Genomic DNA, 25,086 nt, shown 5'->3' on the forward strand with positions numbered 1-25,086 from the left:
AGCCTAGAGCGGGCCGTCCCGACGTCACGGGGCCGTCTCGTTCAACGAGCAAGGATCCGGAAGCGGACGTACCGTTTCCCCGCTTCCAGGCATCTCTCAGGCCGGACACAGGCGTCCGGTCGCCGCCGAGCGGAGGTCCTTTCGTGGCAGTGCCCGGATTTCTCGCACGTGAGCGCATCATCGCCAAACCCGGCTTCAACCGCTGGCTCATCCCACCGGCCGCCCTGGCCGTCCACCTGTGCATCGGCCAGGCGTACGCCACCAGCGTCTACAAGACGGCGCTGGTCCAGCACTTCGACACCAGTCTGACCGCGATCGGGATCATCTTCTCGATCGCCATCGTCATGCTCGGGCTCTCCGCCGCGGTCTTCGGCACGTGGGTAGACCGCAACGGGCCCCGCGCGGCGATGTTCGTCGCGGCGATCTGCTGGTCGGTCGGCTTCCTGGTCGGCTCGCTCGGCATCGCCACCGGGCAGCTGTGGCTGCTCTACCTCGGCTACGGCGTCATCGGCGGGATCGGGCTGGGCATCGGCTACATCTCGCCGGTCAGCACGCTGATCAAGTGGTTCCCCGACCGGCCGGGGCTGGCCACCGGCCTGGCGATCATGGGCTTCGGCGGTGGTGCGCTCATCGCCTCGCCGCTGTCCAAGCAGCTCATGGACTGGTACGACCCCGACTACACCGGCGCCGCCGACCAGGTGCCCGCCGGCTCCGCGGTCGCGCTGCTGTTCCTGACCCTGGGCCTGATCTACCTGGTCTACATGATGTTCGGCGCGTTCATCATCCGGGTGCCCGCCGACGACTGGAAGCCCGCCGGCTGGGACCCCTCGTCGGTCAAGCAGAAGTCCCTGGTCACCACCGAGAGCGTCTCGGCCGGCAACGCGATCAAGACGCCGCAGTTCTGGCTGCTGTGGGTCGTGCTGTTCTGCAACGTCACGGCCGGCATCGGGATCCTCGAGCAGGCCAGCCCGATGATCCAGGACTTCTTCCGCGACGGCACCACCTCGACCGTGGCCGCGGCGGCCGCCGCCGGGTTCGTCGGGCTGCTCTCCCTGTTCAACATGGGCGGCCGGTTCGCCTGGTCGACGACGTCGGACTACATCGGCCGCAAGCCGATGTACATGATCTACCTCGGCGTCGGCCTGGTGCTCTACGTCCTGCTGGCCACCGTGGGCAGCAGCGCGACCTGGTTGTTCGTCCTGCTCGCCGCGCTGATCATCTCGTTCTACGGCGGCGGCTTCGCGACGGTCCCGGCCTACCTGCGTGACCTGTTCGGCACGTTCCAGGTCGGCGCCATCCACGGCCGGTTGCTCACCGCCTGGTCGGCAGCGGGGATCGCCGGTCCGCTGATCGTCAACGGCGTCCTGGACACGCAGGGCACCCCGGGTGAGCTGGTCGCCGGCGACTACCGGCCGGCGCTTTTCATCATGGTCGGCCTGCTGGCCATCGGCTTCATCGCCAACCTGCTGATCCGCCCGGTGGCGGCGAAGTGGCACGAGCCCCGGCGCGACGCCGTCGCCGCCCAGACCCACGAACGGAGCGCCGCCCGATGACCACGCCCAACCCGGAGCAGACGCACACCCCGGTCGCGATGATCGTGCTGGCCTGGGCCCTGGTCGGCATCCCGCTGCTCTACGGCCTGATCCAGACCATCCGGGCCGCGAGCACGCTGTTCACCGGATAGGCCGCAGGGGGAGGTGAGCGCTCAGGTCGGCGCGGTTGCCGCTGGCGCTCACCTTCCCGCCGGCCACGGCGTCGTCCCAGGTGAGGGCGCCGGTGGCCAGTCGCAGCCAGGTCGCCGCGTCGGTCTCGACCACGTTCGGCGGGGTCCCGCGCGTGTGCCGGGGTCCGGGCACCAGCTGGACGGCGACGTGCGGCGGCACGCGCAGCTCCACCGAGCGCCCCGGCACCTGCTGGGCCAGCCAGCGGGCCGTCGTCTTCACCGCGGCACCGACGACGGCGCGCGCCGGCTGCTCGTCCTCCCCGGCCAGCCACGCCCGCACCGGCGCGACGGCGGCGACCAGCTCCTCGGCGGGGATCGGCTGCGAGGCCGCCATCAGCTCGCCTGGACGGTCGCTTCCGGGGTCCCGAACAGTGCCGGGAGCGTCGCCGCCCAGACCGCCCGCAGCTCGGCCAGCGGCAGCTCGGCTCCGCCGTCGACGGCCAGCGAGTCGCCGCCCGTCGTCCCGAGCTCGGTGACCGGCACGCCGGCCCAGTCGGCCGTCGCCTTCACCGCACCCGGCTCGGTCGTGGTGACGACGACGCGGCCGGTGGACTCGCTGAACAGCGCGACGAACGGATCGCCACCCAGGCTCAGCCGCGCACCCACGCCGTAACGCAGGGCCGACTCGGCCAGCGCCTGCGCCAGGCCCCCGTCGGACAGGTCGTGCGCGGAGCTCAGCTGCCCCTCGCGGGACAGGGCGCCGAGCAGGTCGGCCAGCCTCCGCTCCGCCTCGAGGTCGAGCGCGGGCGGCCGGCCGCCCAGGTGGCCGTGCACGACCGAGGCCCACGCCGAGCCGCCGAGCTCCGGCTTCGTCGCGCCCAGCAGGAGCACGGTCTCGCCGGGCTTGCGCCAACCGGACGGCACCCGCTGCCGGACGTCGTCGTGCACGCCGAGCACGCCGATCACCGGCGTCGGGTTGATCGCGACATCGCCGGTCTGGTTGTAGAGGCTCACGTTGCCGCCGGTCACCGGCAGGCCGAGCACCCGGCAGGCGTCGGCCAGGCCGCGCACCGCCTCGGCGAACTGCCACATGACCTCGGGCTCCTCCGGGGAGCCGAAGTTCAGGCAGTTGGTGACCGCGAGCGGGCGCGCCCCGCTCACCGCGACGTTGCGGTAGGCCTCGGCCAGGTTCAGCTGCGCCCCGGCGTACGGGTCGAGCCGGGAGAACCGGGCGTTGCCGTCGAGGGCCAGCGCGATGCCGCGGTGGCTCTCCTCGTCGATCCGCACGACACCGGCGTCCTCGGGCTGGGCGAGCACCGTGTTGCCGCGGACGTAGCGGTCGTACTGCTCGGTGACCCAGGTCTTGTCGGCGCCGTCCGGGCTGGCCAGCACCGCCAGCCAGTGCGCCTGCAGCTCCGCCGGGGTCGACGGCCGCGGCAGCCGCCCGGCGTCGTCGGCCTGCAGGTCGTCGAGGTCCTGCGGGCGGGTCATCGGCCGGTCGTAGACCGGGCCCTCGTGGGCGACGGTGCGTGGCGGGACGTCGACGATCCGCTCGCCGTGCCAGTCGACGGTGAGCCGGTCGCCGTCGGTCACCTCACCGATGACCGTGGCCAGCACGTCCCACTTCGCGCAGACGGCGAGGAACTGCTCGACCTTGGCCGGCTCGACGATCGCGCACATGCGCTCCTGCGACTCGCTCATCAGGATCTCGGCCGGGGTGAGCGTGGAGTCGCGCAGCGGGACGGTGTCGAGGTCGACGTGCATGCCGCCGGTGCCGGCGCTGGCCAGCTCCGACGTCGCGCAGGACAGCCCGGCGCCGCCGAGGTCCTGGATGCCGGTGACGAGGTCGGCGGCGAAGATCTCCAGGCACGCCTCGATGAGCAGCTTCTCGGTGAACGGGTCGCCGACCTGCACGCTGGGCCGCTTGGCCGGGCCCTCGGCGTCGAAGGTCTCGCTCGCGAGCACGGACACCCCGCCGATGCCGTCGCCGCCGGTGCGCGCCCCGAACAGGATCACCTTGTTGCCGACGCCCTCGGCCTTGGCCAGCCGGACGTCCTCGTGCTTCATCACGCCGACGCACAGCGCGTTGACCAGCGGGTTGCCGGCGTAGCAGTCGTCGAAGAGCAGCTCGCCGCCGATGTTGGGCAGGCCCAGGCAGTTGCCGTAGCCGCCGACGCCGGCGACCACGCCGGGCAGCACGCGCGCGGTGTCGGGGGCGTCGGCGCGACCGAAGCGCAGCGAGTCCATGACGGCGACCGGGCGGGCGCCCATCGTGAGGATGTCGCGCACGATGCCGCCGACGCCGGTCGCGGCGCCCTGGTAGGGCTCGACGTAGCTCGGGTGGTTGTGCGACTCGACCTTGAAGGTGACCGCGTAGCCGTCGCCGACGTCGACCACCCCGGCGTTCTCGCCGATGCCGACGAGGAGGGCCTCGCTGCGCGGCAGGTCGCCGAAGCGGCGCAGGTGCACCTTCGAGGACTTGTAGGAGCAGTGCTCGCTCCACATGACGCTGTACATCGCGAGCTCGGCGGTGGTCGGCCGGCGGCCCAGGATGTCGCGGATGCGCAGGTACTCGTCGGACTTCAGCCCGAGCTCGGCCCAGGGCTGCTCGTCGTCCGGCGACTTCGCGGCGAGCTCGACGGTGTCGATCATGCGGTGACGACCGCCTTCAGCACGGAGGTGAAGAACCCGAGCCCGTCGGTCGAGGGCCCGGTGAGGTCCTCGATCGCGTGCTCGGGGTGCGGCATGAGCCCGACGACGCGGCCGTTCTCGCTGGTCACCCCGGCGATGTCGCGGAGGCTGCCGTTGGGGTTGCCGTCGACGTAGCGGAAGACGACGCGGTTCTCCGCTTCGAGCCGGTCGAGGTCGGCCGGGGCGGCGACGTAGCGGCCCTCGCCGTTCTTGACCGGGATCACGATCCGCTGGCCCTGCGCGTAGTCACCGGTCCACGACGTGTCGTCGCGCTCGACGCGGAGCACCTGGTCGCGGTTGCGGAAGTGCAGGTGGCTGTTGCGGGTCAGCGCGCCGGGCAGCAGCCCCGCCTCGCAGAGCACCTGGAAGCCGTTGCAGATGCCGAGCACCGGCAGCCCCTGCCGCGCCCTGGTGACGACGTCCTGCATCAACGGCGCGCGGGCGGCGATCGCGCCGGCCCGCAGGTAGTCGCCGTAGGAGAAGCCGCCGGGCAGGACGACGGCGTCGACGTCCTTCAGGTCGTGGTCGGCGTGCCAGAGGGCGACGGGTTCACCGCCGGCCAGGCGCACCGCACGCGCGGCGTCGACGTCGTCCAGAGAGCCCGGGAAGGTGATGACCCCGATGCGCACAAGCAGGTCCTTCAGTCGGTCGGGAGGTGCAGCTCGACGTCCTCGATGACGGGGTTGGCCAGCAGGGTCTCGGCGATCTGCTTCAGCTCCGCCTCGTCGGGCGTGCCCTCGACGTCGAGGACGAAGTGCTTGCCCTGGCGCACGCTGCGCACGCCGTCGTGGCCGAGCCGGCCGAGTGCGCCGAGCACCGCCTGACCCTGGGGGTCGGAGATCTCCGGCTTCAGGACGACGTCGACGACCACCCGCGGCACGCCGACGAGACTACCTGGCGTCCTCGAGGGCCCCGAGATCTCACCGGGGTCAGCAGGTGATGGACGCGCTGGAGAGCGACTCGGCGGTCCAGCCGTAGGACGTGGTGGTGGTGACGGTGAAGACCGTGGACGCGCCGGTCAGCTTGTCGACCGTGGTCCTCAGGGCGGTGCTACCGGTCCCGGTCGTGCCCACCATGGTCACCTGACCGTCGCTGCGGTAGGCGGTGACGGCATACCCGTTGATCCGCGCGGAGGGGCTGGGCTGCCAGGAGATCGTGACGTCGATCCAGCGGGCGTTCGAGCAGGAGTTCTTCACGGCGGTGACACCGGTCGGGGCCGTGATCGCATTGGTGGTGATCGAGGTGCTGCCGCCCACCGATTCGGAGAACGACGCCTCGGCCGCGAGGCCGCCGGCCAGGACCGTGCTGACCGCCAGCACGAGCACCAGGACGGCGCGGCGGGCGGTGGACACGGTGGCCACTCTGGTGGCCGACGCGCGAGGTCCCCGCACGGGCGGCGCAAGGGATCCGCAAGAACCTCCTACGCGAAGGACCGGCCGGTCAGCTGCTCGTAGGCCGTGACGTAGCGCTCGCGGGTCGCGGCGACGACGTCGTCCGGGAGCTCCGGCGGGGTCGAGGTGCGGTCCCAGCCCGACTCGTTCGTCAGCCAGTCGCGGACGTACTGCTTGTCGTACGAGGGCTGCGCCGCACCGGGCGACCAGGAGGAGGCCGGCCAGAAGCGGGAGGAGTCGGGCGTCAGCACCTCGTCGGCGAGCACGAGCTCGTCGCCGTCCAGACCGAACTCGAACTTCGTGTCGGCCAGGACGATCCCGGCCGCCTCGGCGATCTCGGCCCCCCGCGAGTACAGCGCCAGCGTGAGCTCGCGCAGCTCCTCCGCGCGGCCGGCGCCCACGGCGGACACGACGGCGGCGAAGTCGATCGCCTCGTCGTGCTCCCCCACCTCCGCCTTGGTCGACGGCGTGAACACCGGTGCCGGCAGCCGTGAGCCCTCGACCAGCCCGGCCGGCAGCGCGACGTCGCGGATCGAGCCGGTCCGCGCGTACTCCTTGGTGCCCGAGCCGGACAGGTAGCCGCGGGCCACGCACTCGACCGGCAGCATCTCCAGCCGCCGCACCAGCATCGCCCGGCCGGCCACGTCGTCGGGCACGTCCGTCGCCGAGATCAGGTGGTGCGAGGCGCCGAAGGACTCCAGCACCGGCGTGAGCTGCTCGAACCACCACACCGACAGCTGGGTCAGCACCCGCCCCTTGTCGGGGATCGGGGTCGGCAGGACGTGGTCGTAGGCGGAGATGCGGTCGGAGGCCACGAGCAGCAGGCGGTCGGGGGCGGCCGGGGTGGAGGCGTCGTAGATCTCGCGCACCTTGCCCCGCGCGAGGAGGGGCAGCTCGACGCTCACCGCAGGGCCGCGACGCGCTCGAACAGCGGGCCGAGGTTCTGCACGTACCGCTCCGGCCGGCAGATCTCGTCCAGCCGCGCCTCGTCGAGCTCGACGCCGTCCGCCTTGGCGCGCGAGCGCAGCGTGGCGCGGAACGGCGTCCCGGTGTTCCACGTCTCCATCGCCGCCGACTGCACCAGCGCGTAGGCCTCCTCGCGGGACAGCCCGCCCTCGACCAGCTCCAGCAGCACCGACGAGGTGTAGATCAGGCCGCCGGTCGACTCCAGGTTGACCCGCATCCGGTCGGCGTCGACGACCAGGTTCTCCACCAGACCGGTGGTCAGGTGCAGCAGGTAGTCGGTGGTGATCGCCGCGTCGGGCAGGAACACGCGCTCGGTCGAGGAGTGCGAGATGTCCCGCTCGTGCCACAGCGGGATGCCCTCCATCACCGGCACGATCGCCGCCCGGACGACCCGCGCCAGCCCGGCGATGCGCTCGGAGCGGATGGGGTTCTTCTTGTGCGGCATCGCGCTGGAGCCCTTCTGGCCCGAGCCGAACGCCTCCGACAGCTCCCGCACCTCGGTCCGCTGCCCGTGCCGCACCTCGAGCGCGACCGTCTCGCAGACGGTGGCGATGATGGCCAGCGCGGACACCCACTCGCTGATCGAGTCGCGCAGCACCACCTGGGTGGACGCGTCGGCCGGCCGCAGGTCCAGGGCGCGCGCCACCTCGACCTCGACCGACGGGTCGATCAGCGAGTACGTGCCGACCGCACCGGAGATCGCGACGACGCCGACGCGGTCGCGGGCGGCCCGCAGCCGGTCCCGCGAGCGGGCCATCGCGAACGCGATGTCGGCGACCCGGTGGCCCCAGACGTCGGGCTCGGCGTGCACGCCGTGCGTGCGCCCCACCTTGATGGTGTTCCGGTGCGCCAGCGCGTGGTCGCGCAGGGCGGCGACCAGCCGGTCGGCCTTGGCCAGCAGCAGGTCGGTCGCCTCGGTGAGCTGGACCGCGAGCGCGGTGTCGAGCAGGTCGGACGACGTCATCCCGTGGTGCACGTACGCGGCGGCCGACCGGGGCTCGGTGTTGTCGGCCCACGCGGTGAGGAAGGCGATGACGTCGTGCTGCGTCGTCTCCTCGATCTCGGCCACCCGCTCCGGGGTCGGCGGCGGCGCGTTGCGCACCGGCTCGACGACGTCCGCGGGCACCCGGCCGGCGGCGGCGTGCGCCTCCAGGACGAGGGTCTCCACCCGGCACCAGAGCTCGTACTTGTGCTCGTCGCTCCAGACCCGTCCCATCTCCGGACGGGTGTACCTGTCGATCATTCGGGTACCGCCTCGGGCCGCTCAGCTCGTCGCACCACGTCAACAGTCTTCCGCAGGGCTACCGTGATCGTTGACGGCCCCTACAGCCAGCCGGAGGTACCGAATGCTGCGCCGGGCCAAACCGCTGGTCGAGAGGGCGAGGGAGCGCATCCGCGCCGCCGCCGAGCACGATCCGCACGCCTGGCCCGAGCGCCACGACGACGGGGCCGTCCTCGTCCACGACGAGGACGGGACCGAGCCCCACGCCGGACCTCCCGAGGCGACGGACGACGACCTGGACGCCGAGGGGGCGACCCAGCCGCCCCTGGGCAGCCCCGAGCCGGGCGCGCCCGACCTCGACGGCCCCCTCGCGCCGGGTGGGGTGAGCGGTCCGCCCCGCAACGGCGGCCGGCCGCACCGGCCCGGCGAGCGCACCAGCCGCCTGCTGCCCGGCCGGTCGGCGGCCTCCCCCGACGGCGGCGCCGTCCCGACCGGGCTGCGCACCGCGGCCGCCTGGTCGTGGCGGCTCATCGTCGTGGTGGTCGGGGTGTACGTGCTGCTGCGCGCGCTGGCGACCATCGCCGTCGTCGTCGTCCCGGTGATCGTGGCCCTGCTGCTGGCCGCGCTGCTCCAGCCCGGCGCCGCCGGGCTGGTCAAGCGCCGGTGGCCGCGCTCGCTGGCCGCGCTGGCGATGCTCCTCGTCGGGCTCGCCGTCGTCGCCGGGATCATCACGCTGGTGGTCGAGCGGTTCACCGCCGGCTTCTCCGACCTGGCCGCGCAGGTCAGCCAGGGCATCGGCCAGGTGCAGGACTTCATCGTCCGCACGTTCCCGGTCACCAAGAACCAGCTGGAGAACGCCGTCTCGCAGCTGCAGGACACCCTCGTCGCCAACAAGGGCGAGCTCGCCACCGGGGCCCTGACCACCGCGGCGACGGTGGGCGAGGTGGTCACCGGCTTCCTGCTCTCGCTGCTGACCCTGTTCTTCTTCCTCAAGGACGGCCGCTCGATCTGGCTGTGGCTGGTCGGCCTGTTTCCCAAGGACTCGCGCGCCTACCTCGACGAGGCCGCCCGCCGGGCCTGGCGCACGCTGATCTCCTACGTGCGCGCGACGGTCGTCGTCGCCCTGGTCGACGCGATCGGCATCGGCATCGGCCTGGCGATCCTGCGGGTACCGCTGGTGATCCCGCTGGCCGCACTGGTGTTCCTCGGCGCGTTCATCCCGATCCTCGGCTCGTTCCTCGCCGGCTCGGTCGCCGTGCTGGTCGCACTCGTGTCCCGGGGCCCGATCATCGCGCTGCTCACGCTGGGGGTCGTGCTGCTGGTCATGCAGCTGGAGGGGCACGTGCTGCAGCCGCTGCTGCTCGGCCGCGCGGTGCGGGTGCACCCGCTGGCGGTGGTGCTGTCGATCGCCGCCGGCCTGCTCATCGGCGGCATCTTCGGTGCGCTGATCGCCGTCCCGACGGTGGCGTGCGCGAACGTCGCCGGCACGTACCTGTCCCGCCGGCTCGAAGGACCACGACCACCCGAGCCGCGCCCCGAGCGCGCGAAACCGGTGGTCAGCGCGACATAGCGCCCTCGACCGCGGCCAGCGCGATGTCGGTGCGCCAGTGCGCTCCGGCCAGCCGGACGCCGGCCACCCGCTCGTAGGCGCGCTGCCGGGCCGCCGCCAGGTCGGGACCGACCGCGGTGACGGCGAGCACCCGTCCGCCCGCCGAGACCACGCCGCCGTCGGCCGCGGGCGCCGTGCCGGCGTGCAGCACGCCCTCGCCGTCGGCACCGCTGATCCGGTCGCTGGTGCGCGGCCGCTCGGGGTAGCCCTCGGCGGCGACGACGACGGTCACCGCGGCGCCGTCCCGCCAGCGCAGCGGCGGGTGCTCGGCGAGCCGGCCGGTCGCGGCCGCGTGCAGCAGCCCGCCCAGCGGCGTCTCCAGCAGCGGCAGCACGACCTGGGTCTCGGGGTCGCCGAAGCGGGCGTTGAACTCGACCACGCGCACGCCGCGGGAGGTGAGCGCGAGGCCGGCGTAGAGCAGCCCCGAGAACGGCTCGCCGCGGCGGCGCATCTCGTCGACGGTCGGCTGCAGGACGGTGGCCAGGACCTCGTCGACCAGCCCGGACGGCGCCCACGGCAGCGGGGCGTAGGCGCCCATGCCGCCGGTGTTCGGGCCGCCGTCGCCGTCGTCGCGGCGCTTGAAGTCCTGCGCGGGCAGCAGCGGGAGCACCGTCGTCCCGTCGGTGACGGCGAACAGCGAGACCTCGGGGCCGTCGAGGTACTCCTCGATCAGCACCGAGTGCCCGGCGTCGAGCACGGCCCGGCCGTGGGCCAGCGCGGCGTCCCGGTCGGGGGTCACCAGCACGCCCTTGCCGGCGGCCAGCCCGTCGTCCTTGACCACGTACGGCATGCCCGCGGAGACGACGGCGACCTCGTCCAGCGCGGTCGCCAGCTCGGCGACGCCCCCGACCGGCCACGCGCGCGCCGTCGGGACGCCGGCCGCGGCCATCACGTGCTTGGCGAAGGACTTGCTGCCCTCCAGCTGCGCGGCCTGGGCCGACGGCCCGAAGCAGGCGATACCGGCCTCCCGGACGGCGTCGGCGGCACCGGCGACCAGCGGCACCTCGGGCCCGACGACGACGAGGTCCGCTCCCCACTCGCGGGCGACGGCGGCCACCGCGACCGGATCGGCCACGTCCACCGGCAGCGGCTCGGCGATCGCACGGGTGCCGGCGTTGCCGGGCGCGCAGGCCAGCGCCTCGACGTCCGGGTCGGAGGACAGAGCGACGCACAGGGCGTGCTCCCGGGCGCCGGAGCCGATCACGAGCACGCGCACGGGAGGAACCTACCGAGCAGGTCGCGGGGGCGACGGGGTGGGCGGACGACTAGCGCACCCGGTTGGGCTGGTCGCGGATCGCACGGAAGAACGCCCGGGTCCTGGCCCGCTCCTCGGCCCGGGCGCGGGCGTCGACCCGCAGCAGCTGCCGGTGCGCCTCCCGCTGCAGCTTGCGCCAGGCCAGCAGCCGCCCGGGGTCGAGCGTGCCGTCGTCGATCGCGGCGGCCACCGCGCAGCCGGGCTCGGTGCGGTGCTCGCAGTCGCGGAACCTGCACTGCGCCGCGAGCCCGACGATGTCGGCGTAGGCGGTGTCGACCCCGTCGAGGTCGTCGTAGAGCGCCAGCTCGCGCATCCCCGGGGTGTCGACGAGCAGGCCGCCGCCGGGCAGCAGGTGCAGCTCGCGCGCGGTGGTGGTGTGCCGGCCGCGGCCGTCGCTCTCGCGAACCTGCCGGGTCGGCGCCACCGCCCGGCCGGCGAGGGCGTTCGCCAGGCTGGACTTCCCGACGCCGGAGGGGCCGACCATCGCCGCCGTTCGGCCGGGGCCGAGCACGGCGTGCACGGCGTCCAACCCCTCCCCGGTGACCGAGCTGACCGCGAGCACCTCGACGCCGAGCGCGTCCTCGGCGACCTCGGCCACGGCGGAGGCGACGTCGTCGCACAGGTCGGCCTTGGTCAGGACGACGACCGGCGTCGCGCCGCTGCTCCAGGCGACGGCCAGGTAGCGCTCGACGCGGCGCAGCCGGGTCTCCCCGGCGAGCGCGTCGACGACGAGCACCGCGTCGAGGTTGGCGGCGACCACCTGCGCCGTCGACGTCCGCCCGGAGACCGTGCGGGTGAACGCCGACCGGCGCGGCAGGACGGCGACGGCGAGCTCCCCGCGCAGCGCCACCCAGTCCCCGACCGCCGGGGACTCGACCCCCGCCTCGTCGTGGAGAGCCGCCGCGGGGTGCACCCGGCGCTCGCCGTCGGCGGTGAGCACCGTCAGCCGGCCGCGGTCGACCCGCGCGACGCGGGCTGCCTCGGTGCCGGCCGGCAGCTGCGCCTCGCGGTCCGGCGTCCAGCCGAGCGATGAGAGAAAGATCACGGAAAGGACTCTGCCCTGCAGGTCATGACGTTGTCGTCCGAATTAGGACGGGAAAACACCGCCCGCAATTCGCCGTCCATTCAGGTTGGTCAGGTGTTCTGACAGTCATGTCCGCGCCCGCGGTTCCGAGTACGAGCTCGGGAACAGGTCTCCCCCGCGCCCTCGTCGTCGGTCACCGGGGCGCCTGCGCGTACCGCCCGGAGCACACGCTCGCCAGCTTCGAGCTCGCGCTCGACCTCGGCGCCGATCTCGTCGAGCCCGACGTCGTCGTCAGCCGTGACGGCGCCCTCGTCGTGCGGCACGAGAACGAGCTGTCCCGGTCGACCGACGTCGCCGAGCGCCCCGAGTTCGCCGAGCGCCGCACCACCCGCCGGGTGGGCCGCGTCGAGCGCACCGGGTGGTTCACCGAGGACTTCGACCTCGACGAGCTGCGCACGCTGCGCGCCGTGGAGCGGATGCCGGCCCTGCGACCGCTGAACACCGCCTACGACGGGCAGTTCGGGATCCTGACCCTGGCCGACGTCGTGGCCCTGGTCCGCGACCGCTCGACCGCCGACCGCCAGGTGCGCGTGCTGGCCGAGCTGAAGAAGCCGACCTGGGCCGCCGAGCACGGCCTGCCGATGACCGACCTGGTCGCCGCCGAGCTGCGCCGGCTCGACGCCGCCGGCGCCGAGGGCCCGGTCGTGCTGCAGTCGTTCGACGCACCGGCGCTGCGCCGCCTCCGGGAGGACCTCGGCGACGACGGCCCGCAGATGCTGCAGCTGGTCGACGACGTCCCCGACGACGACGTCCTGGTCTCCCCCGCCGGCCTGCGCGAGATCTCCACGTACGCCCAGGGGATCGCCCCCAGCCGGCACCGCATCCTGCGGCGCGACGCCGACCAGACGCTCGTGGGCATCTCCGGGCTGGTGCACGAGGCGCACCGCGCGGGTCTCTCGGTGCTGCCGTGGACGCTGCGCGCCGAGAACGCCTACCTGCCCCGCCACCTGCGCCGCGGCACCGACCCGGCGGCGCTCGGGGACGGCGAGGGCGAGGCGCGCCTGCTGCTGGCCCTCGGCGTCGACGGCGTGATCACCGACCAGCCCGACATCGCGCTCCGCGCCCGAGAAGAGCTCGTCGCCGCCTGATGCGGAGGCTGAGCGCGCAGGAAACCTGCGCGCTCAGCCTCCGCTTCAGTCGAGCAGGTCGTGGACGACGACGTTCTCGTCGCGGCCGGGGCCGACGCCGATCACGCTGATCCGCGCCCCGGACAGCTCCTCGAGACGCCGCACGTAGGCCTGCGCGTTGGCGGGCAGCTCCTCGAAGCTCCGGCAGTGCCGGATGTCCTCGAACCAGCCCGGTAGCTCCTCGTACACCGGGGTGGCGTGGTGGAACTCGGTCTGCGTCATCGGCATCTCGTCGTGCCGGACGCCGTCGACGTCGTAGGCCACGCAGATCGGCACCGTCGGCAGCCCGGAGAGCACGTCGAGCTTGGTGAGGAAGAAGTCGGTGATCCCGTTGACCCGGCTGGCGTAGCGGGCCACGACCGAGTCGAACCAGCCGCAGCGCCGGTCGCGGCCGGTCGTGACGCCGACCTCACCACCCTGCTTGCGCAGGTACTCGCCGTTGGCGTCGAACAGCTCGGTCGGGAACGGGCCGGACCCGACGCGGGTCGTGTACGCCTTGAGGATCCCGACCACGCGCTGGATGCGCGTGGGACCGATGCCCGAGCCCACGGCCGCGCCGCCGGCGGTCGGGTTGGACGACGTCACGAACGGATACGTGCCGTGGTCGACGTCGAGCAGCGTCCCCTGCGAGCCCTCCAGCAGCACCCACTCGCCGGCGTCGAGCGCCCGCCCGAGCATCAGCCGGGTGTCGACGATGCGCTCCTTGAGCGCCTCGGCGAAGCCGGTGTACTCCTCCACGACCTCGTCGAGGTCGATGGCGCGGCGGTTGTAGACCTTGACCAGCACCTGGTTCTTCTCGCGCAGCACCGCCTCGAGCTTCTGCCGGAGGATGCCGAGGTCGAGCAGGTCGGCGGCGCGGATGCCGACGCGGGCGACCTTGTCCCCGTACGCCGGCCCGATCCCGCGGCCGGTCGTGCCGATCTTGGCCTTGCCGAGGAACCGCTCGGTGACCCGGTCCAGCGCCCGGTGGTGCGGCATGATCAGGTGCGCGTCGGCCGAGATGACCAGCCGCGAGGTGTCGACCCCGCGCTCCTCCAGGCCGGCGAGCTCGCCGATGAGGACCTCCGGGTCGACGACCACCCCGTTGCCGATCACCGGGGTGCAGCCCGGCGTCAGGATCCCGGAGGGGATGAGGTGCAGCGCGTAGCGCTCACCGTCGGGGGTGATCACGGTGTGCCCGGCGTTGTTGCCGCCCTGGTAGCGGACGACGTAGGGCACCCGGCCCCCGAGCAGGTCGGTGGCCTTCCCCTTGCCCTCGTCGCCCCACTGGGCACCGATCAGCACGACTGCCGGCATCGGCTCCTGTCATCTCCTCGCGCGAGCTTCCCGGCCGGTCCCGGCTGGCAGGTGGCAGGGTAGCCGCATGCCCCGCGTCGAGCTCGACCTGCGCGGTCTGGCGCCCGGGACAGCACCCGAGAAGGACGACGTCGCGGGGGTCGTCGACGCGGGATCGGTGCTGGTCCGCGGTCCGGTCCCCGCGCTCGCCGGCGTCCTCACGGCCCTGCTCAAGGCCGGCCGGACCGCCGACGTCCCGGTCGCCTGGGAACCCGCCGACGACACCGCCTCCGGGGCGCTCGCCCGCGCCCTGGAGATCGGCACGGGCAAGCAGCGATCGCTGAGCCTGGTGCGCGACGACCACGGCGGGGTGCTGCTGCACCACGGCCGGCTGGAGCCGTGGAGCGAGGATCCCCGCCGCGGGCTGGGCCGCCGGCTGGGGCTGCAGGCCTACCACGACGACATGAAGGTGGCCGACGGCCCGATCACCCGGATCGACGTGCGCCCCGAGTGGACGGCGGTGGACACGATCGGCGTCTCGGTGATGACCATCCCGCTGCGGCCGGTCCGCCGGACGAAGGGCCGCGGGCTGCAGGTGGCCAGCGATCCCGCACGGATCACCCGCGACGGCGTGCCGTTCCCGCGCGCGGTGACCCGCTGGACGTGGTTCGCCGACGACCTCGTCCGCTGGTGCCTCACCCCCTGACGCGCCCCTCGCCGCCGGGCACAGCGGGTTCGTGGACACTGGAGCCCTCCCGAGACTTCAGCATGGAGGTCCCGCTGCCCTCTCCCCCGACCTGCTCACCACGCCGGTGACGGCCGACCACCTGCCCGCGTTCGGCCCCGCCCGCGCGACCGTCCCGCCCGGCCGGCGACTGCTCGCCCGCGCGCTGGCCCGCCCCAGCCTCGCCGCCCTCGTCGGCCTCGTCGTCGTGCTGGTGTTCTTCGGCGTGCAGGCACCCGGGCTGCTCAGCGCCGGGGGACTGGCCAGCATCCTCGACATCGCCGCGCTCATCGGGATCGGCGCCGTGCCCGTGGCGCTGCTGCTCATCGCCGGGCAGTTCGACCTCTCGGTCGGCGTCGTGGCGGTGGCCAGCTCGCTGGTCACCGCGCTGCTCGTCGGGGAGGCCGGGTGGGGCATCTGGCCGGCGCTGGCCGTCTCGCTGCTCTGCGCGCTGGTGGTGGGTGTGTTCAACGGCCTGCTGGTCGTGTCCACGGGGCTGCCCAGCTTCCTCGTGACCCTGGCGACCTTCCTCGTGCTGGAGGGCACCACGCTCGCCGGCACGCACCTCGTGGCGGGGTCGGCGCGGATCGAGGGCCTCGACGCGGCGAGCGGCTGGGACTCCGCCGTCGCCGTCTTCGGCTCGACGGTGCAGCTGGGCGCCGGGCGGTTCCGGGTCTCGGTGCTGTGGTGGGTCGCGGTGACCGCGCTCGCCGTCTGGGTGCTGTGGCGGACGCGGTTCGGCAACGCGATCTTCGCCACCGGCGGCGCCCGCCGCGCCGCCCGGGAGCTCGGCGTCCCGGTGGGGTGGACGACGGTGACGCTGTTCTGCGCCACCGCGACGGCCGGCTGGCTGCTCGGCACGCTGGGTCTGGTCCGGCTGGCCGGCGTCCAAGTCGCGCCGGGGCTGGGCAGCGAGATCGAGTTCATCGTCGTGGCCGTGATCGGCGGCTGCCTGCTCACCGGCGGCTACGGGTCGGCGATCGGCGCCGCGATCGGGGCACTGCTCTACGCCGTGGTGCGCCAGGGCATCGCGCTGGCCGGCTGGGACCAGCGCTGGTTCCAGGCCTTCCTCGGCGTCCTGCTGCTGGTCGCCCTGCTGGCCAGCGGCGTCGTCCGGCGGCGGCTCAAGGCGGTGCCCAGGTCGTGACCGATCCCCCGGTGGTCGAGCTGCAGTCGCTGACCGTCCGCTACGGCAACGTGCCGGCGCTGGCGCGGCTGAGCCTGGCGCTGCGCGCCGGCGAGATCACCTGCGTCATGGGGGAGAACGGCTCGGGCAAGTCGACGCTGGTCGCCGTCCTGTCGGGCCTGCGGCGGCACGACGAGGGCCGGCTGCTCGTGGCCGGCCGGCCGGTCCGCTTCCGGTCACCGCGCCAGGCGCGCGCGGCCGGCATCGCCACGGTGTGGCAGGACCTCGCGGTGGCGCCGCTGCTGTCGGTCTGGCGCAACTTCTTCCTGGGCGCCGAGCCGACCCGGGGCGTGGGGCCGCTGCGCCGGCTGGACCTCGACGAGGCCCGCGCGACCACGGTGCGGGCCATGGCGCGGGTCGGCGTCACCGGTCTGGACCCCGACCAGCCGGCCAGCGCGCTGCAGGCCGGCGAGCGGCAGAGCCTCGCGGTCGCCCGGGCGATGCACTTCGGCGCCCGGGCGCTGGTCATCGACGAACCGACGGCACCGATGACCGTCGCGCAGAACACCCTGGTGCTGCAGTCGGTGGTGACCGCCCGCGCGCAGGGCATGGCCGTGGTCTTCGTGACCCACAACCCGCGCTACGCGCACCTCGTGGGCGACCGCTTCCTGCTGCTGGCCCGCGGCCAGGTGGCGGGCAGCCTCACCCGGGACGACGTCGACGCCGACGACCTGACCCGGCTGATGGCCGGCGGCGAGGAGCTGAGCTCGCTCACCGCGGCACTGACCGCCCTCCACCCGGAGCTGGGCCAACGGTGACTACGTGAAGATGCTGACCCCGCCCGGGCCGACGAGCAGGCCGACGACGATGAGGACGATGCCCCACAGCAGCTGACCTCGGATGATCGCGAAGATCCCCGCGATGACGAGGATGACCGCGATGATCCACAGAAGGGTGACCATGCTCGCTCCCTGGTGAGGTGTGCCCGGTGCCCCCGCTCCTGACGACGGGCTACTTTCCCAGGAAAGCGCTGGTCAAACCTTTGCGGACCCTGTCAGGGCGCCAGCGACGGGTCGCAGTCGCGCAGCAACTGGGTGCAGCGCTCCTGCTCGTCGGTCTCCTCGATGGCCTCCGCCGCCCGCGCCAGCACCGTGACGCAGCGCAGGAACCCCCGGTTGGGCGCGTGCGACCACGGCACCGGGCCGTAGCCCTTCCAGCCGTTGCGGCGCAGCGCGTCGAGGCCGCGGTGGTAGCCGGTGCGGGCGTAGGCGTAGGCCTGGATGACGTCGCCCAGCTGCCGCTCGGGGTGGTCGATCGCGGCCTCGGCCAGCGCCGCCCAGGCCGCGCTGGAGGTCGGGTGGTGCGCCGCGACCTCGGCCGCCGGGATGCCCTGGGCGAGCTCCCGGTCGGCCTCCTCGTTGGCCGGCAGCAGCGTGGCCGGCGGCTCGCCGAGCAGGTTGCCGTGCGAGTGGGTCATCAGGCCCCCTGCGACTGGCCGGCCGACAGCAGGTCCTCGCATGCCTCGACCACGCGCGCGGCCATGCCGGTCTCGGCGGCCTTGAGGTAGCTGCGGGGGTCGTAGGCCTTCTTGTTGCCGACCTCGCCGTCGATCTTCAGCACGCCGTCGTAGTTGCTGAACATGTGCCCGGCGACCGGGCGGGTGAAGGCGTACTGGGTGTCGGTGTCGACGTTCATCTTCACCACGCCGTAGGACAGCGCCTCGCGGATCTCCGACTGCGCCGAGCCCGAGCCGCCGTGGAAGACGAAGTTGAACGGCTTGGCGCCGTCCCCCAGACCGAACTCCTGGGCGACGACCTCCTGACCGGTCTTGAGCACCTCCGGGCGCAGCTTGACGTTGCCCGGCTTGTAGACGCCGTGCACGTTGCCGAAGGTCGCGGCCAGGAGGTAGATGCCCCGCTCGCCGAGGCCCAGCGACTTGGCGGTGGCCACGAAGTCGCCGGGGGCGGTGTAGAGCTTCTCGTTGATCTCGTGCGCGACGCCGTCCTCCTCGCCGCCGACGACGCCGATCTCGAGCTCCAGCACGATCTTGGCGGCCGCGCACTTGTCGATCAGCTCCTCGGCGATCTGCAGGTTCTCCTGCAGGTCGATCGCCGAGCCGTCCCACATGTGCGACTGGAACAGCGGCTCCTGGCCGGCGTCGACCCGGTCCTTGGACAGCGCGATGAGCGGCCGGACGTAGCCGTCGAGCTTGTCCTTGGGGCAGTGGTCGGTGTGCAGCGCGACGTTGACCGGGTACTTCTCGGCCACGACGTGCGCGAACTCGGCCAGCGCGACCGCGCCGGTGACCATGTCCTTCACCTTGGTGCCCGAGGCGAACTCGGCCCCGCCGGTGGAGAACTGGATGATCCCGTCGCTGCCGGCGTCGGCGAACCCGCGCAGGGCGGCGTTCACCGTCTCCGACGAGGTGCAGTTGATCGCCGGGTAGGCGAACCCGCCCTCCTTCGCGCGGCGGATCATGTCGGCGTAGACCTCAGGGGTCGCGATGGGCATCCGGGGCACTCCTCGCTCGGCGGAATCCGGGAACTCGCGGTCAGTATCCCGCGCGGGGTGAGCGCCGTGGCACTCCCCTGATCAGCTCTCGACCTTCAGCCCCAGCGCGGTCACCAGGACGACGGCCTGCGCGATGTCGACGGTCGCCCCGCGCAGCGTCACGTCGCCCGGGTCGAGCGTGGACAGGTCGCTGCCGCGGAGGTCCGCGCCGGAGAGGTCGGCCTGGTGCAGTTCCGCGCCGGAGAGGTCGGCGTCGCGGAGCACCGCCTCGGCGCAGCGGGCGCCGGCCAGGTCGGCCTCGCGCAGGCGCACGCCCCGGAACCTGACCTTCGACAGGTCCGCCCCGGCCAGGCCGACGAACGACCAGTCCCCGCCGGTGACGGTCAGCAGCCCGAAGGAGCACCGCTCGAACCGGCTGCCGACCAGCTTGCAGTTGTCGAACGCGGCCTCGAAGAACGAGCAGCCGGTGAACGTGCAGTTGAGGAAGGCGGCCTCGGTGTGCCGGGAGCCGTTGAACCGGCAGTCGTGGAACGTGCAGTCGGTGAAGACGGCGCCCTCGTCGGTGGTCTCGGACAGGTCGACCCCGCTGAACGCCGTCCCGGTGTACTCGCGGCCGGAGAGGTCCTCCCCGTACCAGTCGGCGCCCCGGACGTCGTCCGTCACGCGCGGCCGACCAGGGCGTCGGCGACGGCCAGGTCGCCGACGTGCGCCCGGCGCAGCACCTTGCCCGGGTTGAGCAGGCCCTGCGGGTCCAGCGCGTCCTTGATCGCGCGGTGCACCGACAGCGAGACCGGGCCGACCTCGCGCTCCAGCCAGTCGACCTTGATCGAGCCGATGCCGTGCTCGCCGGTGACCGTGCCGCCCAGCGAGAGGCCGAGCTCGAGGATGTCGTCGAAGGCGCCGAACGCACGCGTCCGCTGGTCGGGATCGGTGGGGTCGAAGCAGATGGTCGGGTGCATGTTGCCGTCGCCGGCGTGCCCGACCACGCCGATCGTCAGCTCGCGCGCAGCGGAGATGGCATCGCACCCGTCGAGGAAGGCGGCGATCCGCGAGCGGGGGACGGCGACGTCGTCGATGAGCGTGCTGCCCAGCTGCTCCAACGCCGGTAGGGCCATCCGCCGGGCGGCCAGCAGGAGGTCGCCCTCCGCGGGGTCGTCGGTGGTGTGCACCAGGTCGGCGCCGGCCGCGCGGCACAGCTCGGCGAGCGCCTCGATCTCGCGGACGGCCGCCTCCCCGCCGGCGTCGGACTGCGCCACCAGCAGCGCGTGCGCATCGCGGTCGAGGTCGGCGTGCAGCAGGTCGTCGACCACGCAGATGCAGGTGTTGTCCATGACCTCGAGCAGGCTGGGCACGAGGCCACCGGTGACCACGTTCTCGACGACCTGGCCGGTCTGCGCAGTGGTGGCGAACGTGGCGACCAGGGTGACCGGCGGCTGCGGGGCCGGGCGCAGCGCGAGCGTCGCCTCGGTGATGATCCCGAGCGTGCCCTCCGAGCCGACGAACAGCCGGGCCAGGTCGTAGCCGGCCACGCCCTTGACCGTGCGGCGTCCGGTCCGCAGCACCCGCCCGTCGGCGAGCACGACCTCCAGGCCGAGCACGTAGTCGGTGGTGACGCCGTACTTGACGCAGCACAGCCCGCCGGAGTTCTGCGAGAGGTTGCCGCCGATGGTGCACCAGTCGTAGCTGGAGGGGTCCGGCGGGTAGAACAGCCCGGCACCGGCGACGGCGTCGCGCAACGCCTTGTTCACCACGCCGGGCTGGACGACGGCCAGCCGGTCGGCGGGGGAGACCTCGAGGACGGCGTCCATGCGGGTCATCACCAGCGTGATCGCGCCGTCGACGGCGTTGCTCGCCCCGGCCAGGCCCGACCCCGCGCCACGCGGGACCACCGGCACCCCGTGCCGGGAGGCGATCTGCATCACCGCCACCACGTCGGCGGTGGAGCGGGCGAACACGACCGTGGCCGGCGTGCCGGCCTCGGCCAGCATCGCCTGGTCCCGGGCGTAGGACGCGGTCACGTCCGGATCGGTGAGGACGTTCTGCTCGCCCAGCGCCGCCGACAACTCGGCGGCCCACGTCGACGTCGTCGTGGTCACAGCCATACCGTACGACTCAGGACGGGCGATTCGTCTCAGGCCATGGACAGGATCGGTCCGTACCGTGGGTCCTCGTGGGCTCTTTCCTCGATCCGCAGCACCTGATCACCACCTTCGGGCTGATCGGCCTGCTCGCGATCATCTTCGCCGAGTGCGGGCTGCTGATCGGCTTCTTCCTGCCCGGTGACTCGCTGCTGTTCGTGGCGGGCCTGGTGGCCGCCGGCGGCCTGGCCAACGTGTCGTTCGTGCCGCTGTGGGTGCTGCTGGCCCTCGTCCCGGTGTTCGCCATCGCGGGCAACCTGGTCGGCTACTGGATCGGCTTCCGCGCCGGGCCGGCGATCTTCAACAAGCCGGACTCGCGGCTGTTCAAGGCCGAGTACGTGGAGAAGGCCCACGGCTTCTTCGACAAGTACGGCGCTCGCACGATCGTGCTGGCCCGGTTCGTGCCCATCGTGCGCACGTTCGCCACGGTCATGGCCGGCGCCTCGAAGATGAACTTCCGCGTCTACGCCTTCTACTCGGTGATCGGCGGCATCCTGTGGGGCGCCGGCGTCGTGGCCCTCGGCTACTGGCTGGGCCAGGTCGAGTGGATCAAGAACAACATCGAGCTGCTCGCGATCGGGATCGTCGTGGTCTCCGTCGTCCCGATCGCGATCGAGCTGCTCCGTGGCCGGCGCCGCGCCGCCCGCGCGCAGACGACCGCCGACCGCGCCTAGCTCAGGCCCAGATCGGCCAGCTCGTAGGCGGCCCGGTACTCGAAGCCGGCCTGCTCGACGGCGGCCCGCCCGCCGCGGTCGACGATCACGGCCACGCCGATGACCTCGGCGCCGGCCTCCTGGAGCGCCTCGGCGGCGGTCAGCGGGCTGCCGCCGGTGGTCGAGACGTCCTCGACGACCAGGACGGCGCGGCCCTCGACGTCCGGGCCCTCGATCCGCCGCTGCAAGCCGTGCGCCTTGCCCGCCTTGCGGACGACGCAGGCATCGAGGAAGCCCTCCCCGTCGGCGGCGGCGTGCAGCATCGCCGTGGCGACGGGGTCGGCCCCGAGGGTCAGCCCACCGACGACGTCGTAGCGCAGGTCACGGGTGAGCTGCCGCATCACGCGGCCGACCAGCGGCGCGCCCTCGTGGTGCAGGGTCAGCCGGCGCATGTCGATGTACCAGTCGGCCTCGCGCCCGGAGGACAGCGTCACCTTCCCGTGCACCACTGCCAGCTCGACGATCAGCTCGAGCAGGCGGTCACGGTCGGGTGCGAAGGGGGCCATGGCTCCCGACCCTACTGAGCCCGCTCAGCTCTGCGGCTTGAGCACCTGGTCGATGACGTAGACCGTCGCGTTGGCCGTCGGCACGTTGCCGCAGATGACCGTCGCCGGCTGCCCGGTCACGGTCTGGTCGCCGGAGATCGTGAAGTTCTCCCCCGAGCCCTCGATCGTCACCGTGTCGTTGTTCAGCGTCGTCTGCTGGCCGGCGAGCTGGTCGGGCGCGAGCCGGCCCTGGATGACGTGGTGGGTCAGGATCGAGGTCAGCTGGGGGACGTCGGCCAGGACGGCGTTGAGCGTGTCGGCCGGCACCGCCTGGAACGCCGCGTCCGCGGGTGCGAGAACGGTGATGTCCTGCTGGCTGTTGAGCGAGTCGACGAGGTTGGCGGTGGTGACCGCCCGGACCAGCGTCGTCAGCACGGGGTTGCTCGCGGCCGCGGTCGCGACCGGCGCGGTGGCCATGCCCGCGAAGCTCTCGGCGGGGATCTGCGCGCACCCCGCGCCGAACGGCTGGTCCGAGGCCGCGCTGGTCGAGGAGGCGGAGCCGTCGGCCGCCGAGCTGGTGCTCGATCCGGAGGCGCTGCTCGAGCCGTTGTCCGAGGTGCAGGCGGTCAGCGCCGCGGCGACCGCCACCGGCAGGACGGCGCGGGGGATGCGCTTCACGGTCGGGTGTGCTCCTTGTCGGGTCCGGGCGATCAGCTGACCAGCACCTGCAGCGAGTGCCAGCCGCTGGCGCCGTCGGGATAGGGGTCGACGCGGTCCTGGGTCTGCAGCTGCCCGGTGCCGTCGGTGGCCCGGACGGTGATCCGGTGCATGCCGCGCTGCAGGTCCACCGGCAGCATCCACTGCCGCCAGATGTCGGCCTCGGACTCCGGGGAGAGCTGGGCCTCCTGCCACTCCCCGCCGTCCACCTGCACCTCGACCTTGGAGATGCCGCGGCCCTGGGCCCACGCGACGCCGGCGACCGCGCGGCGCCCGGCCTTGACCGGCCGAAGCGCGGCCGGGGTGTCGATCCGCGCCGCCGTCTTGATCGGGCCCTGGGGGGCCCAGCCGCGCTGGACCCAGTAGGCGTCGAAGGCGTCGAAGGTGCTCGCCTCGATCTGGGTCAGCCACTTGCAGGCGGAGACGTAGCCGTAGAGACCGGGGACGACCATCCGCACCGGGAAGCCGTGCTCCACCGGCAGCGGCTCGCCGTTCATGCCGAAGGCCAGCATGGCGTCGGGGGTCTCGAGCGCCGCCCGGGTGGGCGTGCCGATGGTCATGCCGTCCGACGAGCGGCAGATCAGCTGCGAGGAGCCCGACCGGACGCCGTTCTCGCGCAGGAAGGCGCCCAGCGGCACGCCGAGCCAGCGGGCGGTGCCGGCGAGGTTGCCACCCACCTCGTTGGACACGCAGGTGAGGGTGACGTCGCGCTCGATGAGGTCGCCGCGGTTGAACAGGTCGTCGAGCGTGTAGGTGTGCGGGGCGTCGAACATGCCGGTCAGCGACAGCCGGTACTGCGCCGGCCGCAACTGCGGCACCGTGATCGCGGTGTCGACGCGGTAGAAGTCGCGGTTGGGGGTGAACAGCGGGGTCAGGCCGTCGACCTGCGTGGAGAGGTCGGCGCCCTGCGGCAGCCGGGGCGCCGGGGACGACGGCGTGGGCAGCCGGATCTCCCCGCGGGCGTCGGCGACGTCGAAGCGCCGGCGCAGCAGCTGCCCACCGCCCGCGGTCACCGCGGCGACGCCGAGCGCCACCCCGCCGAGCACGAAGAACCGGCGGCGGTCGAGCCCCGCGCCCTTGCGGTCGGTCGAGGTGAGGACGCCGCGCAGCCGCTCCATCACGGCCTCGTCGTCGGTGGGCTCGGCCGGGGCGGCGGCCGGGGTGAGGGGCCGGAGCAGGGCGAGCAGCGTGACGGCCGCCGCGACCGCCCCGACGACCGAGGGCAGGGCGTCCCAGGCGCTTCCGGCCGGCCGGGTCAGCGCCGCGACGACCCCGACCGCCCCGAAGAGCACGACCCCCAGGACCCCGAGCCGCCGCGAGCGCAGCCCGACGAGGCCGACCAGCAGCGAGTACAGCGCGAGCAGGATCAGCGTGCCGATGACCAGGGCGTTCTTGTCGTTCTGGCCGAACGTCCGGATGGCGAAGCTCTTCACCGGCTCCGGCGTCATGGTGATGACGGCGTCGCCGACGGCGACCACCGGACCGGCCGCCGGGCGGATGAAGCCCGAGACGAGCTGGCCCACGCCGAGGCCGACCGCGGCCGCGAGCAGCCCGGCGAGCGCCGCGAGCAGCCGCCGCTGCCACCGCCGGGTCGGGCCGGCCGGAGCCGGGACCCCGGCCGGCGCCGCCGGGGTCTGCTCGGTGGTGGTCACGTCGGAGATTCGCGCGTCACGCGCATTCGGATGCTCAGTGGGTCTGCCCCGTGTCCCGCAGCCACCGCCGGTAGCGGTACCACTCGTTGGACGGCGCCAGGGCCAGCAGGATCACCCCGCCCAGGACCAGCAGGAACTGGATGATGCTCAGCGCCTCGAGGAAGCCCGATGAGGTCGCGCCGCCGCCGAAGACGGTGAACAGCCCGCTGATGATCCCGAAGCCGCCGATCACCCAGAGCACGATCCGCGCCCAGTTGCGGCCGTTCCAGGCGAACCAGACGAACATGGCCTCCAGGCCGAGGATCACCAGACCGACGATCGAACCGACCAGGATCACGGCGCGGACGGTGTCGTGCGTGAGGGTGTCGGGGACGGTCTGCCCCTGGGCCCGGGCCGCCGCCAGCGCCTGGTTGATGAGGTCGTCGAGCTGCGTGAAGGTGACGATCGCGCCGATGACGCCCAGGATGAGGTTCGCCATGAACGCGCCGATCCCCGCGCGGACGGTGACCGGCCGGTCGACCGGCCGCGGCGCGGCGCCACCCCACTGCGCGGCGCCGGGAGCCGGCGGATAGGACGGCGGCGCGGCCGGAGGAGCCGCGGGGTACGCCGGCGGGGCGGCCGGGTACGACGGCGGCTGCTGCGACGGGGGCTCATTCCAGCCCTGACCGCCGTCCTGCCCCTGCTGGCCGGGCCCCGTCGGCTCCTGCTCGGAGCCACCCTGCCCTGAAGTCATGTCC

General features: G+C 73.3%; 27 protein-coding genes. 8 read left to right on the forward strand and 19 right to left on the reverse strand.

Annotation, left to right across the window (positions count from 1 at the left end):
- The first annotated feature begins 143 nt into the window (after positions 1-143).
- Positions 144-1,553 carry an L-lactate MFS transporter gene (locus GGQ55_RS06790; protein ID WP_179715700.1) on the forward strand — a complete coding sequence of 470 codons (1,410 nt, stop codon included), beginning with the start codon at positions 144-146 and terminating at the stop codon, positions 1,551-1,553.
- Positions 1,550-1,684 carry an MFS transporter small subunit gene (locus GGQ55_RS27605; protein ID WP_281371291.1) on the forward strand — a complete coding sequence of 45 codons (135 nt, stop codon included), beginning with the start codon at positions 1,550-1,552 and terminating at the stop codon, positions 1,682-1,684. The genes GGQ55_RS06790 and GGQ55_RS27605 overlap by 4 nt, the downstream gene beginning before the upstream one ends.
- Here the strand turns inward: GGQ55_RS27605 and GGQ55_RS06795 are convergent.
- From GGQ55_RS06795 to purB, 7 genes are all read right to left on the reverse strand, one after another.
- Positions 1,674-2,057 (reverse strand): sterol carrier family protein, encoded by a 384-nt coding sequence (locus tag GGQ55_RS06795; protein ID WP_179715701.1) that lies wholly within the window; start codon positions 2,055-2,057, stop codon positions 1,674-1,676. The two genes, GGQ55_RS27605 and GGQ55_RS06795, sit on opposite strands and share 11 nt — an antisense overlap.
- Positions 2,057-4,315 carry a phosphoribosylformylglycinamidine synthase subunit PurL gene (gene purL, locus GGQ55_RS06800; protein WP_179715702.1) on the reverse strand — a complete coding sequence of 753 codons (2,259 nt, stop codon included), beginning with the start codon at positions 4,313-4,315 and terminating at the stop codon, positions 2,057-2,059. The genes GGQ55_RS06795 and purL overlap by 1 nt, the downstream gene beginning before the upstream one ends.
- Positions 4,312-4,983, reverse strand: a complete 672-nt coding sequence (gene purQ / locus GGQ55_RS06805) for a phosphoribosylformylglycinamidine synthase subunit PurQ (protein WP_366488887.1) — start codon at positions 4,981-4,983, stop codon at positions 4,312-4,314. Before purQ ends, purL begins: the two co-directional genes overlap by 4 nt.
- An 11-nt stretch (positions 4,984-4,994) precedes the next feature.
- Positions 4,995-5,234, reverse strand: coding sequence for a phosphoribosylformylglycinamidine synthase subunit PurS (gene purS / locus GGQ55_RS06810; protein WP_179715703.1), 240 nt, complete (start codon positions 5,232-5,234; stop codon positions 4,995-4,997).
- A 49-nt stretch (positions 5,235-5,283) separates the two neighbouring features.
- Positions 5,284-5,706: a hypothetical protein gene (locus GGQ55_RS06815; protein ID WP_179715704.1), complete on the reverse strand. Its 423-nt coding sequence runs from the start codon at positions 5,704-5,706 to the stop codon at positions 5,284-5,286.
- A 68-nt stretch (positions 5,707-5,774) separates the two neighbouring features.
- Positions 5,775-6,650, reverse strand: coding sequence for a phosphoribosylaminoimidazolesuccinocarboxamide synthase (locus GGQ55_RS06820; RefSeq protein ID WP_179715705.1), 876 nt, complete (start codon positions 6,648-6,650; stop codon positions 5,775-5,777).
- Complete coding sequence (gene purB, locus GGQ55_RS06825) at positions 6,647-7,954, reverse strand: adenylosuccinate lyase (protein ID WP_179715706.1); 1,308 nt, start codon at positions 7,952-7,954, stop codon at positions 6,647-6,649. The genes GGQ55_RS06820 and purB overlap by 4 nt, the downstream gene beginning before the upstream one ends.
- Positions 7,955-8,057: 103 nt before the next feature.
- On the opposite strand from purB, the gene GGQ55_RS06830 reads away from it, so the two are divergent.
- Positions 8,058-9,503, forward strand: coding sequence for an AI-2E family transporter (locus GGQ55_RS06830; protein WP_179715707.1), 1,446 nt, complete (start codon positions 8,058-8,060; stop codon positions 9,501-9,503).
- Here GGQ55_RS06830 and purD read toward each other — a convergent pair.
- Both purD and rsgA read right to left on the reverse strand, forming a co-directional pair.
- Positions 9,490-10,758 (reverse strand): phosphoribosylamine--glycine ligase, encoded by a 1,269-nt coding sequence (purD, locus tag GGQ55_RS06835; protein ID WP_179715708.1) that lies wholly within the window; start codon positions 10,756-10,758, stop codon positions 9,490-9,492. The genes GGQ55_RS06830 and purD overlap by 14 nt on opposite strands.
- A 49-nt stretch (positions 10,759-10,807) precedes the next feature.
- Positions 10,808-11,842 (reverse strand): ribosome small subunit-dependent GTPase A, encoded by a 1,035-nt coding sequence (gene rsgA / locus GGQ55_RS06840; RefSeq protein WP_179715709.1) that lies wholly within the window; start codon positions 11,840-11,842, stop codon positions 10,808-10,810.
- Between the two features lie 107 nt (positions 11,843-11,949).
- Between rsgA and GGQ55_RS06845 the strand changes: the two genes are divergently transcribed.
- A complete protein-coding gene (locus tag GGQ55_RS06845) occupies positions 11,950-12,969 on the forward strand; it encodes a glycerophosphodiester phosphodiesterase family protein (protein WP_179715710.1) in 1,020 nt (339 codons plus the stop codon).
- 45 nt (positions 12,970-13,014) lie between these two features.
- Here the strand turns inward: GGQ55_RS06845 and GGQ55_RS06850 are convergent, their stop codons facing one another.
- On the reverse strand, positions 13,015-14,304 hold the full coding sequence (locus tag GGQ55_RS06850; protein ID WP_179715711.1) for an adenylosuccinate synthase: 1,290 nt from the start codon (positions 14,302-14,304) through the stop codon (positions 13,015-13,017).
- Positions 14,305-14,371: 67 nt separating this feature from the next.
- On the opposite strand from GGQ55_RS06850, the gene GGQ55_RS06855 reads away from it, so the two are divergent.
- The 3 genes from GGQ55_RS06855 to GGQ55_RS06865 all read left to right on the forward strand — a co-directional run bounded on the left by GGQ55_RS06855 (position 14,372) and on the right by GGQ55_RS06865 (position 16,951).
- On the forward strand, positions 14,372-14,989 hold the full coding sequence (locus tag GGQ55_RS06855) for a hypothetical protein (protein WP_179715712.1): 618 nt from the start codon (positions 14,372-14,374) through the stop codon (positions 14,987-14,989).
- A gap of 106 nt (positions 14,990-15,095) precedes the next feature.
- Positions 15,096-16,154: an ABC transporter permease gene (locus GGQ55_RS06860; RefSeq protein ID WP_366488891.1), complete on the forward strand. Its 1,059-nt coding sequence runs from the start codon at positions 15,096-15,098 to the stop codon at positions 16,152-16,154.
- Positions 16,151-16,951 (forward strand): ATP-binding cassette domain-containing protein, encoded by an 801-nt coding sequence (locus GGQ55_RS06865; protein ID WP_366488892.1) that lies wholly within the window; start codon positions 16,151-16,153, stop codon positions 16,949-16,951. Before GGQ55_RS06860 ends, GGQ55_RS06865 begins: the two co-directional genes overlap by 4 nt.
- On the opposite strand, the gene GGQ55_RS06870 is transcribed toward GGQ55_RS06865, so the two are convergent.
- The 5 genes from GGQ55_RS06870 to GGQ55_RS06890 form a co-directional block, all read right to left on the reverse strand.
- Complete coding sequence (locus GGQ55_RS06870; RefSeq protein WP_179715713.1) at positions 16,952-17,095, reverse strand: GPGG-motif small membrane protein; 144 nt, start codon at positions 17,093-17,095, stop codon at positions 16,952-16,954. It abuts the gene before it with no gap.
- Positions 17,096-17,187: 92 nt separating this feature from the next.
- Entirely contained in the window at positions 17,188-17,610 is a 423-nt protein-coding gene (locus GGQ55_RS06875) for a DUF3151 domain-containing protein (RefSeq protein ID WP_179715714.1), read from the reverse strand.
- Positions 17,610-18,644: a class II fructose-bisphosphate aldolase gene (gene fbaA / locus GGQ55_RS06880; protein ID WP_179715715.1), complete on the reverse strand. Its 1,035-nt coding sequence runs from the start codon at positions 18,642-18,644 to the stop codon at positions 17,610-17,612. The genes GGQ55_RS06875 and fbaA overlap by 1 nt, the downstream gene beginning before the upstream one ends.
- 81 nt (positions 18,645-18,725) lie before the next feature.
- Positions 18,726-19,307 (reverse strand): pentapeptide repeat-containing protein, encoded by a 582-nt coding sequence (locus GGQ55_RS06885; RefSeq protein WP_179715716.1) that lies wholly within the window; start codon positions 19,305-19,307, stop codon positions 18,726-18,728.
- On the reverse strand, positions 19,304-20,740 hold the full coding sequence (locus GGQ55_RS06890; RefSeq protein WP_366488895.1) for an FAD-binding oxidoreductase: 1,437 nt from the start codon (positions 20,738-20,740) through the stop codon (positions 19,304-19,306). Before GGQ55_RS06890 ends, GGQ55_RS06885 begins: the two co-directional genes overlap by 4 nt.
- A 74-nt stretch (positions 20,741-20,814) precedes the next feature.
- Between GGQ55_RS06890 and GGQ55_RS06895 the strand changes: the two genes are divergently transcribed.
- On the forward strand, positions 20,815-21,456 hold the full coding sequence (locus tag GGQ55_RS06895) for a DedA family protein (protein WP_179715718.1): 642 nt from the start codon (positions 20,815-20,817) through the stop codon (positions 21,454-21,456).
- Here the strand turns inward: GGQ55_RS06895 and pyrE are convergent.
- From pyrE to GGQ55_RS06915, 4 genes are read right to left on the reverse strand one after another with little or no spacing between them, the layout of a single operon-like run.
- Positions 21,453-22,001, reverse strand: coding sequence for an orotate phosphoribosyltransferase (pyrE, locus tag GGQ55_RS06900; protein WP_179715719.1), 549 nt, complete (start codon positions 21,999-22,001; stop codon positions 21,453-21,455). The two genes, GGQ55_RS06895 and pyrE, sit on opposite strands and share 4 nt — an antisense overlap.
- A 24-nt stretch (positions 22,002-22,025) precedes the next feature.
- Positions 22,026-22,658: a fasciclin domain-containing protein gene (locus GGQ55_RS06905; protein ID WP_179715720.1), complete on the reverse strand. Its 633-nt coding sequence runs from the start codon at positions 22,656-22,658 to the stop codon at positions 22,026-22,028.
- Positions 22,659-22,690: 32 nt separating this feature from the next.
- Positions 22,691-24,349, reverse strand: a complete 1,659-nt coding sequence (locus GGQ55_RS26780; RefSeq protein WP_218859193.1) for a molybdopterin-dependent oxidoreductase — start codon at positions 24,347-24,349, stop codon at positions 22,691-22,693.
- A gap of 34 nt (positions 24,350-24,383) precedes the next feature.
- Positions 24,384-25,082 carry a DUF6264 family protein gene (locus GGQ55_RS06915; protein WP_179715721.1) on the reverse strand — a complete coding sequence of 233 codons (699 nt, stop codon included), beginning with the start codon at positions 25,080-25,082 and terminating at the stop codon, positions 24,384-24,386.
- Positions 25,083-25,086 lie beyond the last annotated feature (4 nt).

This window comes from Petropleomorpha daqingensis (assembly GCF_013408985.1).
Lineage (GTDB): Bacteria > Actinomycetota > Actinomycetes > Mycobacteriales > Geodermatophilaceae > Petropleomorpha > Petropleomorpha daqingensis.

What these genes read in the sequence shown, in the direction of transcription:
- GGQ55_RS27605 (WP_281371291.1), top strand. Translation starts at nt 1,550, where the DNA reads ATGACCACGCCCAACCCGGAGCAGACGCACACCCCGGTCGCGATGATC.
- GGQ55_RS06795 (WP_179715701.1), bottom strand. Translation starts at nt 2,057, where the DNA reads ATGGCGGCCTCGCAGCCGATCCCCGCCGAGGAGCTGGTCGCCGCCGTC.
- purL (WP_179715702.1), bottom strand. Translation starts at nt 4,315, where the DNA reads ATGATCGACACCGTCGAGCTCGCCGCGAAGTCGCCGGACGACGAGCAG.
- purB (WP_179715706.1), bottom strand. Translation starts at nt 7,954, where the DNA reads ATGATCGACAGGTACACCCGTCCGGAGATGGGACGGGTCTGGAGCGAC.
- GGQ55_RS06830 (WP_179715707.1), top strand. Translation starts at nt 8,058, where the DNA reads ATGCTGCGCCGGGCCAAACCGCTGGTCGAGAGGGCGAGGGAGCGCATC.
- GGQ55_RS06845 (WP_179715710.1), top strand. Translation starts at nt 11,950, where the DNA reads ATGTCCGCGCCCGCGGTTCCGAGTACGAGCTCGGGAACAGGTCTCCCC.
- GGQ55_RS06850 (WP_179715711.1), bottom strand. Translation starts at nt 14,304, where the DNA reads ATGCCGGCAGTCGTGCTGATCGGTGCCCAGTGGGGCGACGAGGGCAAG.
- GGQ55_RS06855 (WP_179715712.1), top strand. Translation starts at nt 14,372, where the DNA reads ATGCCCCGCGTCGAGCTCGACCTGCGCGGTCTGGCGCCCGGGACAGCA.
- GGQ55_RS06870 (WP_179715713.1), bottom strand. Translation starts at nt 17,095, where the DNA reads ATGGTCACCCTTCTGTGGATCATCGCGGTCATCCTCGTCATCGCGGGG.
- GGQ55_RS06875 (WP_179715714.1), bottom strand. Translation starts at nt 17,610, where the DNA reads ATGACCCACTCGCACGGCAACCTGCTCGGCGAGCCGCCGGCCACGCTG.
- fbaA (WP_179715715.1), bottom strand. Translation starts at nt 18,644, where the DNA reads ATGCCCATCGCGACCCCTGAGGTCTACGCCGACATGATCCGCCGCGCG.
- pyrE (WP_179715719.1), bottom strand. Translation starts at nt 22,001, where the DNA reads ATGGCCCCCTTCGCACCCGACCGTGACCGCCTGCTCGAGCTGATCGTC.
- GGQ55_RS06915 (WP_179715721.1), bottom strand. Translation starts at nt 25,082, where the DNA reads ATGACTTCAGGGCAGGGTGGCTCCGAGCAGGAGCCGACGGGGCCCGGC.